13 protein-coding genes are annotated in these 13,241 nt (G+C 60.1%); 8 read left to right on the top strand and 5 right to left on the bottom strand.

Annotated elements, in window-relative coordinates; translation table 11 throughout:
• Positions 1-236: 236 nt before the first annotated feature.
• Complete coding sequence (locus QMX88_RS16625; protein WP_192173204.1) at positions 237-623, top strand: MAPEG family protein; 387 nt, start codon at positions 237-239, stop codon at positions 621-623.
• Positions 624-809: 186 nt separating this feature from the next.
• On the opposite strand, the gene QMX88_RS16620 is transcribed toward QMX88_RS16625, so the two are convergent.
• Positions 810-1,229 (bottom strand): DUF1090 domain-containing protein, encoded by a 420-nt coding sequence (locus QMX88_RS16620; protein ID WP_282371228.1) that lies wholly within the window; start codon positions 1,227-1,229, stop codon positions 810-812.
• Between the two features lie 59 nt (positions 1,230-1,288).
• Positions 1,289-2,974 carry an NAD-dependent DNA ligase LigB gene (gene ligB / locus QMX88_RS16615; RefSeq protein WP_282371226.1) on the bottom strand — a complete coding sequence of 562 codons (1,686 nt, stop codon included), beginning with the start codon at positions 2,972-2,974 and terminating at the stop codon, positions 1,289-1,291.
• A gap of 189 nt (positions 2,975-3,163) precedes the next feature.
• Between ligB and QMX88_RS16610 the strand changes: the two genes are divergently transcribed.
• Positions 3,164-3,784, top strand: coding sequence for a LysE family translocator (locus QMX88_RS16610; protein WP_282371224.1), 621 nt, complete (start codon positions 3,164-3,166; stop codon positions 3,782-3,784).
• Between the two features lie 99 nt (positions 3,785-3,883).
• Here QMX88_RS16610 and metK read toward each other — a convergent pair whose 3' ends face one another.
• Positions 3,884-5,074 carry a methionine adenosyltransferase gene (gene metK, locus QMX88_RS16605; protein ID WP_065991235.1) on the bottom strand — a complete coding sequence of 397 codons (1,191 nt, stop codon included), beginning with the start codon at positions 5,072-5,074 and terminating at the stop codon, positions 3,884-3,886.
• Between the two features lie 17 nt (positions 5,075-5,091).
• The gene (locus QMX88_RS16600; protein ID WP_282371219.1) at positions 5,092-6,090 is read right to left on the bottom strand and encodes an ArsR/SmtB family transcription factor; all 999 of its coding nucleotides are present in this window, start codon (positions 6,088-6,090) and stop codon (positions 5,092-5,094) included.
• A 258-nt stretch (positions 6,091-6,348) separates the two neighbouring features.
• Here QMX88_RS16600 and tkt point away from each other — a divergent pair, with 258 nt between their 5' ends.
• From tkt to fba, 6 genes are all read left to right on the top strand, one after another.
• Positions 6,349-8,346, top strand: coding sequence for a transketolase (gene tkt, locus QMX88_RS16595; protein WP_282371217.1), 1,998 nt, complete (start codon positions 6,349-6,351; stop codon positions 8,344-8,346).
• Between the two features lie 124 nt (positions 8,347-8,470).
• Positions 8,471-9,517 (top strand): erythrose-4-phosphate dehydrogenase, encoded by a 1,047-nt coding sequence (epd, locus tag QMX88_RS16590; protein ID WP_192173198.1) that lies wholly within the window; start codon positions 8,471-8,473, stop codon positions 9,515-9,517.
• Between the two features lie 19 nt (positions 9,518-9,536).
• Positions 9,537-10,700 carry a phosphoglycerate kinase gene (locus tag QMX88_RS16585; protein ID WP_282371215.1) on the top strand — a complete coding sequence of 388 codons (1,164 nt, stop codon included), beginning with the start codon at positions 9,537-9,539 and terminating at the stop codon, positions 10,698-10,700.
• 24 nt (positions 10,701-10,724) lie between these two features.
• Positions 10,725-10,952 (top strand): hypothetical protein, encoded by a 228-nt coding sequence (locus tag QMX88_RS16580; protein ID WP_192173196.1) that lies wholly within the window; start codon positions 10,725-10,727, stop codon positions 10,950-10,952.
• Between the two features lie 110 nt (positions 10,953-11,062).
• On the top strand, positions 11,063-11,386 hold the full coding sequence (locus QMX88_RS16575) for an MliC family protein (protein WP_065991241.1): 324 nt from the start codon (positions 11,063-11,065) through the stop codon (positions 11,384-11,386).
• A 121-nt stretch (positions 11,387-11,507) separates the two neighbouring features.
• The gene (gene fba, locus QMX88_RS16570) at positions 11,508-12,572 is read left to right on the top strand and encodes a class II fructose-bisphosphate aldolase (protein WP_037018967.1); all 1,065 of its coding nucleotides are present in this window, start codon (positions 11,508-11,510) and stop codon (positions 12,570-12,572) included.
• A 76-nt stretch (positions 12,573-12,648) separates the two neighbouring features.
• Here the strand turns inward: fba and QMX88_RS16565 are convergent, their stop codons facing one another.
• Complete coding sequence (locus tag QMX88_RS16565) at positions 12,649-13,122, bottom strand: thioesterase family protein (protein ID WP_282371207.1); 474 nt, start codon at positions 13,120-13,122, stop codon at positions 12,649-12,651.
• Between the last annotated feature and the right edge of the window lie 119 nt (positions 13,123-13,241).

Below are 13,241 nucleotides of genomic sequence, written 5' to 3'. Positions count from 1 at the left end.
GGCTTTAGCCGGGAAGGGGGCCGGTGTGTGCGCATCAAATTTGCGGTGTGGCGGGTGACGCCTTCCCGGCTAAAGCCGGTCCCACTATGGGGGCACGATGGCCCACTGGAGGCGTGTGATTCCTGTAACGCTTTCAGGCATGCAGGACCTGAAAGAACCTTTCGCCAGGCTGCAGTTCTTAGGCTGTAGAGGGGCATCGTTCTAATGAAGCTCAAATTCTAAAAAAGGATGTGGTTATGACCGTTGCTTTTTGGTGCGTGTTGATCGTGATTCTCTTGCCGATAGGGTGCGCTGGCATTGCCAAGTTCAGCAGCGGCAAATTCGGTGCACGGCACAATCATGATCCCCGGGACTTTCTCGACCGCCTCGAAGGTCTCCCGCGGCGCGCCCACAACGCGCAGCTCAATAGTTTTGAAGCGATTCCAGGGTTTGCCGCTGGCGTGATCATTGCCCACGTTGCCGGCGTGGCGCAGTTGGTGACGATCGACGTGCTCGCCGTGCTGTTCGTGACAAGTCGCCTGCTCTACATCATTTTCTATCTGGCGGATCTCGCGACGTTGCGCTCGCTGGCCTGGATCGTCGGGTTGGGGTTGGTGATCGCGCTGTTTGGCGTTTCAGTTTGATGGCTCAACCGTAGCTCTGACACCCTGAGATCTTGCCGCGAAAGAGACCGTGTGGGAGTGAGCTTGCTCACGAAGAGGCCAGTACATCCGCCAAATCTTCATCGGCGGAAATGCCGTCTTCGCGAGCAAGGTGGAGCGCCACCCCGGTCACTCCTACACATTAAGGACTGATGCCCGCAGACGACCTTACTCGTCATCCTCGTCGGGCTGCACCTTCTCCAGCTTTTCCTGCTCGTCCTGCAGTTCTTTGCGCGATTCGGCCAGCTTGTCTTTACGCTTGTCGATTTTCTCCGGATCGCCCTTGCTCATGGCTTTGTTCAGGTCCGCCTGGCGACGACTGACTTCGCGTTTGGCATCCAGCACCTTTTGCTCCTGCTGCTTGACCAGGTCGACGTCATTGCAGTTGACGTTCAGCTCGCTCAGGGCTTTTTGCAACCCGGCCTGTTGATTGGTATTGCCTGCGGCCTTGGCGTTTTCTATCTGAGTGCTGATGTCCTGACGCTTCGCGGCGCATCCGGATGGCTCCGGCGCTTGTTCGGCCGCAAACACGGGCGCGGCCAGAAACCCGCACGCGGTGAATGCAAAAAGGGATGACAGGAATTTCATGAATACTCCTTGAACACAAATAGCCGCACGCTCGACGCAATCATGCGGCCCTAAAAATACTAAAAACCATCGATGCCTTCGTCCCGCAGTTGGCGACTTAACGCCTGCACCTGCGGGTCCTGAAAAAATGCATGTAGCTGCTTCGCACGGCCCGAGCCAATGCCGGGCTCGGCCTGCCAGTCCTTAACGTTGCGCGAGGCCAGCGCCGCCCAGGAATCACCCAGATCAACGCCCGTGGCCGGAGGCAAACCGATGGCTTTAAGCCAGACAACAAACGGCTTCTCACGCGCGGCCTGGAAACTTGCCAGCAGTTTAGCGCTGCTGCGCTCGCCCAGGCCGGGAATGTTAGCAAGCTGTGCACCGTCGAGGGTCATCCAGTCCAGCAAACCGTTCAATTGCCCGGCCTGAATCAACTTGTCCCACGTGCCCGGTCCTACGCCGCTGAGCGCCACGCCCTTCTTCCCGCTCAGCCATTTAAGTCGTTCACGGAACTGGCTTTCGCAGCCCTCGATGGGCTGCCAGCAACTCAGTGGATGGAAATCCTCCGCTCTCGGAATATTCAGCGGAGCGCGCTCAACGCTGCGCGACACCACCTCATCCAGACGCGGGATCGTCAGCCCGGCGAGGCTGATCCCGACCTGATCGCCGGGCCGAATGTCCATTTCCTGCCAGCGCTTCAGCGAACCGACGCTGATGCGGGCGATCATTCGGTCATCCAGGCGCACTGGTTCTATGTCCAGCACGGGCGTGATCTTGCCGCTGCGCCCGATATTGAAATGAACCTTGCGCACCTCGGCCAGCGCCTGTGCGAACGGGTACTTCCATGCCGCGATCCAGTAAGGCGCTTTCGCTTGCCAGCGCTCGGCCGATGGGCGCTCGCCCTGCCGGATGACCACGCCATCGGTGGCAAACGGCAGCGGCGAGCGGTACCAGTGCTCTCGCCAGTTCTTTGCCTGAGTGAAACCCTTCAGCGGCTCACTGAAGCGTGCGCTGTCCTCGAAACCCATGGCTCTCAAGCCGGCCAGTCGCTCGTTCATCCCCGTCGGACCTTCCGGCCAGTCCCAGACGAACAAGCCGATCTGCGCGCCTTCCTCCTCGCTGATCGCGTGACGCGCCAACAAACCGGCCACTTTGCTGCGAGCGTTCAGACTGCCGGCGTCCGCCTGAACGTGATCTGTCAGCTTCCAATACAGCTCGCCCTGAAGGATCACGGTCTTTTCCCACGCGAGATGGCGAGGAATCGCCTCGATCTGGTGGGCATGCCCCGTCCAGTCCTGGCCGAAAACGCCGTCGCCCCGGCTGATGGCACTCACCAGTTTGCCGTCGACGTAAACCAGCGTGACGGCCACGCCATCCACTTTTGGCTGAATCCACAGATCTCTTCGGTCTTCAAGCCACGCTTGAACGGCGGCCTCGCCCTGCAATTTTGTCAGGCCGGTGTGCGGGATGGGATGTGCGACAGGACCGCGAGAGGTTTTCAGCGGATTGGAGGGCGCCGCCGAAGTAGCGGCGAAACAACCGCGCAGATCGGCGAGGCGCTGAACGGATTGGTCATACAGCTCGTCGGCCACCAGAGAAACGCCTTGGCGGTGATAACTGTCGTCCCACTGGGTGATCTGGCTTTGCAGCGCCAGGATCTCGCTTCGGGCTTTGGCCGGTGGCCAGTCGGGGCAGGAGGCGGCATTGGCAGCGATGGAAACGAGGGCGATTAAAGCGCAGGTTATAGCGCGGAGGAGGGGGAGCATCGGAGCGTCCTTGCCGGGGGAGGGACTGCAAGGCTAGGTTTTCCCGATGGGCGTTTCATCGCGCCGTGGTTACCGCGTTTGTCTCGCACCGATACAGCCAGCCCCTGATTCCCGGCCCAGCTGTGCCTTGAGCTGCGCGTCCACGAGTGCAAAATGATGTTTCACCCGGCTACTGGAAGAGACACTGCCATGGACCTGTCGACCCTCGCTGTATTCATCCCCGCGTGTTTCGCCCTGAACATGGCGCCGGGGCCGAACAACCTGCTCTCCATCAGCAACGCCTCACGTTATGGATTTGGCCGCGCCTGCACTGGCGGGCTAGGTCGGTTGCTGGCATTCGCGATCATGATTGCACTCGCGGCGGCGAGCCTCACGGCCGTGCTGCACACGTCCGAGTGGTTGTTTCATGCGATCAAAATTGTGGGGGCGGCGTATCTGTTCTATCTGGCGTTACAACTGTGGCGAGCGCCGTCGGAGGCCCACGATATTGAAGCGGGCGCGCGCGTTGGAGTGACGAAGCTAGCGCGCCAAGAATTTCTGGTCGCCATCGGCAATCCCAAAGCCATTCTCTTGTTCACGGCGTTTCTGCCGCAATTCGTGGACCGTACCGGCGTTGTCACCACTCAATTCGCACAACTGGGCGCGATGTTTCTGGCGTTGGAATGTATCGCTATCGGGCTGTACTGCTGGATGGGCGTGCATGCGCGTCGGCTGTTTGCGAAGCCCAGTGGCAAGCGGGTGTTTAACCGGGTGTGTGCGGGGTTGTTGGCGGGGGCGGCTTCGTTTTTGCTGGTGGCGCGTAGGGTATGATTTTTTCCGCAGCCCGAATGCAAAAAGCCCCTGGCGACTCACATCGCCAGGGGCTTTTCTCTTACCAGGTGCCGCTAGGCGCAATGCACCCGGCGGGTATTACAAACCGGCAGCAGCGCGCAAGGCGTCGGCGCGGTCGGTTTTTTCCCAGGTGAACGTGGTGAAGGTATCGTCGCCCACGGTCTTGGTTTGCGGCGTGCGGCCGAAGTGGCCGTAGGCTGCGGTTTCCTGATACATCGGGTGCAGCAGGTCGAGCATGGTGGTGATCGCGTACGGACGCAGGTCGAAGTGCTCGCGGACCAGCTGGACGATCTTGTCGTCGCTGATCTTGCCGGTGCCGAAGGTGTTCAGCGAGATCGATGTAGGCTGTGCAACGCCAATCGCGTAGGAAACCTGAATCTCGCAGCGCTCGGCCAGGCCGGCGGCGACGATGTTCTTGGCAACGTAACGGCCCGCGTAGGCTGCCGAGCGATCGACCTTCGATGGATCTTTACCGGAGAACGCGCCGCCGCCGTGACGGGCCATGCCGCCGTAGCTGTCGACGATGATCTTGCGACCGGTCAGACCGCAGTCACCCACCGGGCCGCCGATGATGAACTGGCCAGTCGGATTGATGTGGAACTGAGTGTCCTTGTGCAGCAGTTCAGCCGGCAGCACGTGCTTGACGATCAGCTCCATCACGCCTTCGCGCAGATCTTTGTAGGACACTTCCGGGTTGTGCTGGGTCGACAGCACAACGGCGTCGATGCCCACCACGATGCCGTTTTCATAGCGGCACGTGACCTGGGATTTCGCGTCCGGGCGCAACCACGGCAGCAGGCCGGATTTACGGGCTTCGGCCTGGCGGTGTACCAGCTGGTGCGAGAACGCGATCGGCGCAGGCATCAGCTCGGCGGTTTCGTTGCTGGCGTAGCCGAACATCAGGCCCTGGTCGCCAGCGCCCTGATCTTCAGGTTTTGCGCGGTCGACACCCTGGTTGATGTCAGGGGACTGCTTGCCGATGATGTTCATCACGCTGCAGGTCGCACCATCGAAACCGACGTTGGAGCTGGTGTAGCCGATCTCGCAGATCACGTCACGAACGATCTGCTCCAGGTCGACCCACGCGGTGGTGGTGACTTCGCCGGCAACAATGGCCACACCGGTCTTGACCAGGGTTTCCACGGCGACGCGCGCCTGCTTGTCCTGGGCAATGATGGCGTCCAGCACCGCATCGGAGATCTGGTCGGCGATTTTGTCCGGATGTCCTTCAGACACGGACTCGGAGGTGAAAAGGGAGTATTCGCTCATCTCGACGGTTTTCCTGATTAGTACCGATGGTGAGTGTTGCCAGCCGGTCGCTGAAAATGGCGGACCTGGATCTGGAAACCATTACGTAAGCCTATGTACAGGCTTTCCCCGGGGACCAGCCCCGCAGCGATGGCCCAACGGGCCAGATCTTCCTGTTCGAAGCCTAACCAGAGATCGCCACAGGCCTCCTTGGCCCAGCTCTGGTCATGACTGCACAACTCTGTCACCAGCAGGCTACCGCCCGGTTGCAACAGGTTGGCCAAATGTTTGAGCGCTTCGGCGGGCGCGGCGAAATGGTGCAGCACCATATTCAAGACCACGCAGTTGCCGGAGATATTAGCGTTGGTCAGTGCATCGGCCAGTTTCAGCTCGACGTTAACCAGCGACTTCTGCGTGCAGATCTTGCGCGCCAGATCGAGCATTTCCGGGCTGTTGTCCAAGCCCGTCACCTGTCGGAAACGCCGCGCCAGATCCGGCAGAAAACCGCCATCGCCGGGCCCCACTTCTATCGCCGTGGCATCAGCGGGAAAGCTCAGCTTGTCCAGCAACGACAGCAGGCTGTCGCGGTACTGCGGCAGTCCTGCGATCAGGTCCTGCTGGGCCCGAAATTTCTCGGCAGTGCGTGCGAAGAAATCCTGACTGGCATTGGCCCGCTGGCGATGCACCAGCCCGATCCGGGTCTGTACGTCATCGGGCAGGCGCAGGTTATCGGCTTCTTCAAGCATCGCCGCGTGCAGCTTGCCGCCGGTGTGTTCGGTGTGGGGCAGGGCGCGTCGATAGAAGATCGCGTTGCCTTCACGCCGCGTCGCCACCAGGTCTGCCTGGGCCAGGACCTTGAGGTGGTGGCTCATGCCGGACTGACCGATCGCAAAAATCTGCGCCAGCTCCAGCACGCCGAAAGAATCGTTCGACAGCGCGCGCAAGACATTCAGTCGCAGCGGATCGCCGCCGGCCTTGCACAGGGCAGCCAGCTCGTCGCATTCATCATGGCTAATGGCAGGCACGCGAAGATTCATAAGGCAGGCAGTCTAGTTATCGACCGGGGCTGTCGCAAGGGCAATATCAAAAAGTTTTGATATTGGTCGATCAGTGGCGGCACCCCGGCGCCGTGATTCTGCCGTTTGCCGTTGGGGATTGGGTGTGGTGTACGAAAACACCTCAGCGTTAGAGGAAAACACCGATGGTGTGTGATCTGTCATTGCCCCCGGAGGGTGCCTGAGGGAAAATGGCCGCCTTTTTCCGGTCCCACTTTTATCTGCCCCAGGAGATCAGCGATGCCAAGCCGTCGTGAGCGAGCCAATGCCATTCGTGCCCTCAGCATGGATGCCGTGCAAAAGGCCAATAGCGGCCACCCGGGTGCCCCGATGGGCATGGCGGATATCGCTGAAGTGCTTTGGCGCGATTATCTGAAGCACAACCCAGCCAATCCCATGTTTGCTGACCGCGACCGGTTCATCCTGTCCAACGGTCACGGCTCGATGCTGATCTACTCGCTGCTGCACCTGACCGGCTACGACCTGTCCATCGAAGACCTGAAAAACTTCCGTCAGCTGCACAGCCGCACGCCGGGCCACCCGGAGTACGGCTACACCCCGGGCGTTGAAACCACCACCGGCCCACTGGGTCAGGGTTTCGCCAACGCCGTCGGTTTTGCGGTCGCCGAGAAAACGCTGGCTGCCCAGTTCAACCGTCCAGGCCACAACATCGTCAACCACCACACCTACGTGTTCATGGGTGATGGCTGCATGATGGAAGGCATCTCCCACGAAGTCGCTTCCCTGGCCGGTACGCTGCGCCTGAACAAGCTAGTCGCGTTCTACGACGACAACGGGATTTCCATCGACGGCGAAGTCGAAGGCTGGTTCACCGACGACACCCCGAAGCGCTTTGAGTCCTACGGCTGGCTGGTCATCCGTAACGTCGACGGCCATGACGCCGACGAAATCAAAACCGCCATCGACACCGCTCACAAGAGCGACAAGCCGACACTGATCTGCTGCAAGACCACCATCGGTTTCGGTTCGCCGAACAAGCAGGGCAAGGAAGACTGCCACGGCGCTCCGCTGGGCACCGAAGAAATCGCCCTGACCCGCGCTGCGCTGAAGTGGACCCATGGCCCGTTCGAAATTCCGGCCGACATCTACAGCGAGTGGAACGCCAAGGAAAAAGGCCTGGCCGCCGAGGCCGAATGGGATCAGCGTTTTGCTGCCTATTCCGCTGCCTTCCCGACCGAAGCCAACGAGCTGATCCGCCGCATGAGCGGTGAATTGCCTGCTGACTTCGCCGAGAAATCCGCCGCGTACATCGCTGAAGTTAACGCCAAGGGCGAAACCATCGCCAGCCGTAAGGCCAGCCAGAACGCGTTGAGCGCCTTCGGTCCGCTGCTGCCTGAGTTCCTCGGCGGCTCGGCTGACCTGGCAGGTTCCAACCTGACCATCTGGAAAGGTTGCCGCAGCATCACCGGCGAAGACGCCACCGGCAACTACCTGCACTATGGTGTTCGTGAGTTCGGCATGGGCGCCATCATGAACGGTATCGCCCTGCACGGCGGCTTCGTGCCGTACGGCGCGACCTTCCTGATCTTCATGGAATACGCCCGCAACGCCGTGCGCATGTCTTCGTTGATGAAGAAACGCATCATCTATGTGTTCACCCACGACTCCATCGGTCTGGGCGAAGACGGCCCGACTCACCAGCCGATCGAGCAGCTGACCAGCTTGCGCACCACGCCGAACCTGGACTGCTGGCGCCCGGCTGATGCCGTGGAATCCGCCATCGCCTGGAAACACGCCATCGAACGTGATGACGGCCCGTCTGCGCTGATCTTCTCCCGTCAGAACCTGCAACATCAGGCGCGTGATGCCGAGCAGCTGGAAAACATTAACCGCGGTGGCTACGTGCTGCGCGACTGCAGTGGCGAGCCTGAGCTGATCCTGATCGCCACCGGTTCCGAAGTCGGCCTGGCTGTTCAGGCATACGACAAGCTCACCGCAGACGGCAAGAACGTGCGTGTGGTTTCCATGCCATGCACCAGCGTTTTCGAAGCTCAGAGCGCCGAGTACAAGCAGTCGGTTCTGCCGCTGGAAGTCAGCGCGCGTATCGCCATCGAAGCTGCTCACGCCGACTACTGGTACAAATACGTGGGCCTGGAAGGTCGCGTCATCGGCATGACCACGTTCGGCGAATCGGCACCTGCCAACCTCCTGTTCGAAGAGTTCGGCTTCACGCTGGAGAACGTTCTGTCCACGGCTGAAGAGCTGCTGGAAGACTAAGCGCCATCGTGTTGCCCTTGTAGGCGCGTGACTTGTCCTGCGATCTGCTGCCTGTAACTGGCAGGTCGCGGGAAGAGCCGCGCGCTTGCAGGTTCTCTGTACCACTCAAGATGTTGAGAACCCCATGCCTCAGCCACGCCCTTATAAAGTCGCCCTCAATGGTTACGGTCGTATCGGCCGCTGCGTGCTGCGCGCGCTGTGCGAGCGAGGTGCGAAAGCGGGCTTTGAAGTGGTGGCAATCAATGACCTGGCCGACATGGCCAGTCTCGAATACCTCACGCGCTTTGACTCCACACACGGCCGGTTTCCCGGCGAAGTGCGGGTCGAAGGCGATTTTCTGCACATCAACGATCACGTCATCAAAGTGTTCCGCAGCGCGACGCCGGAAGGCATCGACTGGGGCTCCCTCGACGTGGATCTGGTGCTCGAATGCTCCGGCGTCTACAACACGCGGGCTGACGGCGAGCGCTTTCTTTCAGCGCGTGCGCCACGGGTGTTGTTCTCCCAGCCCATGGCCAGTGAAGCCGACGTTGACGCCACCATCGTCTACGGCATCAATCAGGAAGCCCTGACGGGGGATGAGCGGCTGGTGTCTGCCGCGTCGTGCACCACCAATTGCAGCGTGCCATTGCTCGACCTGCTGAACCGCGAGTTGGGTCTCGAATACGTAACCATCACCACGATTCACTCGGCGATGAACGATCAGCCGGTGATCGACGCCTATCATCATGAAGATCTGCGCCGCACCCGTTCGGCTTTTCAGTCGATCATCCCGGTGTCCACTGGTCTGGCGCGCGGCATCGAGCGGCTGCTTCCGGAACTTGCCGGCCGAATTCAGGCCAAAGCAGTTCGTGTGCCGACGGTGAACGTCTCGTGCCTGGACATCACGCTGCAGGTCGCCCGTGATACCGATGCCGTCGAGATCAACCGCATCCTGCGCGAGGCCGCCACCCGCGGCCCGCTGAAGGGACTGCTGGCGTATACCGAATTGCCGCATGCCAGTTGCGATTTCAACCACGACCCGCACTCGGCCATCATTGATGCCAGCCAGACGCGGGTCTCGGGCCCCAGGCTGGTGAACATCCTGGCCTGGTTCGACAACGAGTGGGGTTTTGCCAATCGCATGCTGGATGTCGCCGATCACTACCTGCACACCATTCATAAACAATAGTAAAAACAGGGAATGCCTTATGACCGTGTTGAAGATGACCGACCTCGATCTGCAAGGTAAGCGTGTACTGATCCGCGAAGACCTCAACGTTCCGGTCAAAGACGGCGTGGTGACCAGCGATGCCCGCATTCTCGCGTCGCTGCCCACCATCAAGCTGGCGCTGGAGAAAGGCGCAGCCGTCATGGTCTGCTCGCACCTGGGTCGCCCCACCGAGGGTGAGTTTTCCGCCGAGAACAGCCTCAAGCCGGTTGCTGACTACCTGAGCAAGGCGCTCGGCCGGGAAGTGCCGCTGGTCACGGAATACCTGGACGGTGTCGACGTCAAGGCGGGCGATATCGTGCTGTTCGAGAACGTGCGCTTCAACAAGGGCGAAAAGAAGAACGCTGACGAGCTGGCGCAGAAGTACGCCGCTTTGTGTGATGTGTTCGTGATGGACGCCTTCGGCACCGCCCACCGTGCGGAAGGCTCGACCCACGGCGTGGCCAAGTTCGCCAAAATCGCTGCGGCCGGTCCTTTGCTGGCAGCCGAACTGGACGCGCTGGGCAAGGCCCTTGGCAATCCGGCCCAACCAATGGCGGCCATCGTGGCCGGCTCCAAGGTCTCCACCAAACTGGACGTGCTCAACAGCCTGAGCCAGAAGTGCAATCAGCTGATCGTCGGCGGGGGCATCGCCAATACTTTCCTGGCAGCGGCAGGTCATCCGGTTGGCAAATCCTTGTACGAGCCTGACCTGCTTGAGACCGCTAAAGCCATCGCCGCCAAGGTCAGCGTGCCGTTGCCGGTCGATGTGGTGGTTGCCAAGCAATTCGCCGCCGATGCGGAAGCCACCGTCAAGCTGATCGCCGATGTGGCCGAGGACGACATGATCCTCGACATCGGTCCTCAAACAGCTGCGCACTTCGCCGAACTGCTGAAATCTTCCAAGACTATTCTCTGGAACGGCCCGGTCGGCGTATTCGAGTTCGATCAGTTCGGCGAAGGCACCAAGACACTGGCTCACGCAATCGCTGAGAGTTCTGCTTTCTCGATCGCAGGCGGCGGCGATACGTTGGCCGCCATCGACAAATACGGTGTAGGCGACAAAATCTCCTATATCTCTACAGGCGGCGGTGCGTTCCTCGAGTTCGTCGAGGGCAAGGTTCTGCCTGCTGTGGAAGTTCTGGAACAACGCGCCAAGGCCTGACCGGCCAAGGTGAAGGGGAGTGAAATGGTCAAGCCATTACCGCTGTTGATCATGGCGGGTTTGCTGGTCGGCTGCGCAAGCAAGCCTGAAGCGGAGACGGCGTCCAGCGCGGCACCGGGACTGCTCCAGGTCAGCTGCTATCAGGCGGGCTGGCAGGCGGAAACCGTACCGATCGTTTACAAGCGTGGCGGGCCTGAGGTCTGGGAAAAATACGAATTCATGCCTGCCATGGGACCAGTCCCCTGTCACTGATTTTTAGTTAACCACTGATTCTCAGCTGACGGTGCGCCGGAATACAGGAACAGCATTGCCCCTGCCATGATCGACATCCGTCGCGCGATGCAGGCGATTCAGGAGTAGTAATGAAAGGCTTGTTAGCCCTTGCGACACTGATGCTGCTGAGCGGTTGCGCCAGCATGAAGGCTTCGGAACCGGCAGCCCCCTGGACCCATTGGGTCTGCGACAGCAAAGCCGAGATTTTCTGGAAGTACGCCGATGCCGCTAAGAAAGAGGTCGATGTACGCCTCAATCAGAGCGAGCAGGTATTCCGTCTGCAAGCGTCGCCCGGAGCTTCCGGCGCGCTCTACAGTAACGGCGTGCTGGCGTTCGACAACAAAGGCAGCGAAGGCCTGGTCTACTGGGACGCTACCAACGATTTGATCGGTCGTGGCTGCAAAGCGCCGTAAAGGGCCGAGCAGTTCGAGCGAGGCTGCACCGGGGCGATGTCTGAGCAATCGACCCCTATAATTTGAATAGCCGCCAATACGGCACGCACGATTAACGACCCCACCGGGAGAGAGACAGACAATGGCACTTATCAGCATGCGCCAGATGTTGGACCACGCAGCCGAATTCGGTTACGGCGTCCCTGCATTCAACGTGAATAACCTGGAACAAATGCGCGCCATTATGGAAGCGGCCGACAAGACCGATTCTCCGGTGATCGTTCAGGCTTCGGCCGGTGCGCGCAAATACGCTGGCGCCCCGTTCCTGCGCCACCTGATCCTGGCGGCAATCGAAGAATTCCCGCACATCCCGGTGGTCATGCATCAGGACCACGGCACCAGTCCGGCCATCTGCCAACGTTCCATCCAGCTGGGCTTCAGCTCGGTCATGATGGACGGTTCGCTGCGCGAAGACGGCAAAAGCCCTGCGGACTACGAGTACAACGTTCGCGTGACGCAGGAAACCGTCGCCATGGCTCACGCCTGCGGCGTTTCGGTTGAGGGTGAGCTGGGCGTTCTGGGTTCGCTGGAAACCGGTATGGCCGGTGAAGAAGATGGCGTCGGCGCAGAAGGCATGCTGGATCACAGCCAGATGTTGACCGACCCGGAAGAAGCAGCGGACTTCGTCAAGAAAACCCAGGTCGATGCCTTGGCCATTGCCATTGGCACCAGCCACGGCGCTTACAAGTTTACCAAGCCGCCTACCGGCGACATTCTGGCGATCGAGCGCATCAAAGAAATCCACAAGCGCATTCCGAACACCCACCTGGTGATGCACGGTTCTTCTTCCGTTCCTCAGGAATGGTTGAAAATCATCAACGAGTTCGGCGGCGACATCAAAGAAACCTACGGCGTGCCGGTCGAAGAAATCGTTGAAGGCATCAAGCACGGCGTGCGCAAGGTCAACATCGACACCGACCTGCGTCTGGCGTCCACCGGTGCCATCCGCGAGTTCATGGCGAAAAACCCGAGCGAGTTCGACCCACGCAAGTACCTGGCGAAAACTGTATCGGCCATGCGTGACGTGTGTATCGCCCGTTACGAAGCATTCGGCACCGCCGGCAACGCCTCCAAGATCAAGCCGATCTCTCTGGAGAAGATGTTCGAGCGTTATGCCAAGGGCGAGCTGAACGCCAAAGTGAACTGATCGTTTTCTGATCGATTTTCAGCAATGAAGAAGCCCGCAGCGATGCGGGCTTTTTTGTGGCTGTGATTCGCGAAGGTTATTTCGGCAGCCCGATGACTCGGCCGACATACGTTGGGTCAGGCTGGTCACGCTGTGCTTCAGTAAACAATTGCAACGCCTGCAGTGACGTTTCGCTGAACGGCGCCGACTTCGGCCCGGCGGCCAGATCCACATGCAGCAGCATCTGCTCGCTCGCTGCCAACTCGACATCCCCTTCTGCTCTGTAAAGCCCGTGATAAAGCTGCACCCGCTTGCGGTCGTGTCCGATGATTTGCGTACGCACTTCCACCGCTTCCCCGAGCTTCACTTCGTGCAGGAAGTTGATGTGCGCTTCGAGCGTAAACAGCGAGTGGCCGCTCGCATCCCGATCGTCACTGGCGAGGCCGATTCGGTCCATGAAGGCGTCTGTGGCGAAGCTGAAAATCAGCAAATAAAAGGCATCGCGGAGGTGACCGTTGTAGTCGACCCAATCGGCGAGGACCGGGGTTTTGTAAGTGATGAGCGCTGGCATAGGATTCCCATGGCTGAAATCTTGGTGAGCTGAACGGGCCTGTTCGTGAGCAAGGTCACTCCCACAGGTCTTGCGTGAACCAATGCAGGACCGGCTTTAGCCGGGAAGACGGCAAGCGC

Origin of the sequence: Pseudomonas sp. PS02290 (assembly GCF_029960075.1) — a bacterium.
Classification (GTDB): Bacteria; Pseudomonadota; Gammaproteobacteria; order Pseudomonadales; family Pseudomonadaceae; genus Aquipseudomonas.
Note: the sequence above shows the minus strand (reverse complement) of the source record. Positions and strands in the feature narration are given on the sequence as shown.

Coding starts and splice junctions, on each gene's coding strand:
- QMX88_RS16585 (WP_282371215.1), top strand. CDS start 9,537: ATGACCGTGTTGAAGATGACCGACCTCGATCTGCAAGGTAAGCGTGTA.
- QMX88_RS16610 (WP_282371224.1), top strand. CDS start 3,164: ATGGACCTGTCGACCCTCGCTGTATTCATCCCCGCGTGTTTCGCCCTG.
- tkt (WP_282371217.1), top strand. CDS start 6,349: ATGCCAAGCCGTCGTGAGCGAGCCAATGCCATTCGTGCCCTCAGCATG.
- QMX88_RS16565 (WP_282371207.1), bottom strand. CDS start 13,122: ATGCCAGCGCTCATCACTTACAAAACCCCGGTCCTCGCCGATTGGGTC.
- QMX88_RS16580 (WP_192173196.1), top strand. CDS start 10,725: ATGGTCAAGCCATTACCGCTGTTGATCATGGCGGGTTTGCTGGTCGGC.
- QMX88_RS16600 (WP_282371219.1), bottom strand. CDS start 6,090: ATGAATCTTCGCGTGCCTGCCATTAGCCATGATGAATGCGACGAGCTG.
- QMX88_RS16575 (WP_065991241.1), top strand. CDS start 11,063: ATGAAAGGCTTGTTAGCCCTTGCGACACTGATGCTGCTGAGCGGTTGC.
- ligB (WP_282371226.1), bottom strand. CDS start 2,974: ATGCTCCCCCTCCTCCGCGCTATAACCTGCGCTTTAATCGCCCTCGTT.
- QMX88_RS16625 (WP_192173204.1), top strand. CDS start 237: ATGACCGTTGCTTTTTGGTGCGTGTTGATCGTGATTCTCTTGCCGATA.
- metK (WP_065991235.1), bottom strand. CDS start 5,074: ATGAGCGAATACTCCCTTTTCACCTCCGAGTCCGTGTCTGAAGGACAT.
- epd (WP_192173198.1), top strand. CDS start 8,471: ATGCCTCAGCCACGCCCTTATAAAGTCGCCCTCAATGGTTACGGTCGT.
- fba (WP_037018967.1), top strand. CDS start 11,508: ATGGCACTTATCAGCATGCGCCAGATGTTGGACCACGCAGCCGAATTC.
- QMX88_RS16620 (WP_282371228.1), bottom strand. CDS start 1,229: ATGAAATTCCTGTCATCCCTTTTTGCATTCACCGCGTGCGGGTTTCTG.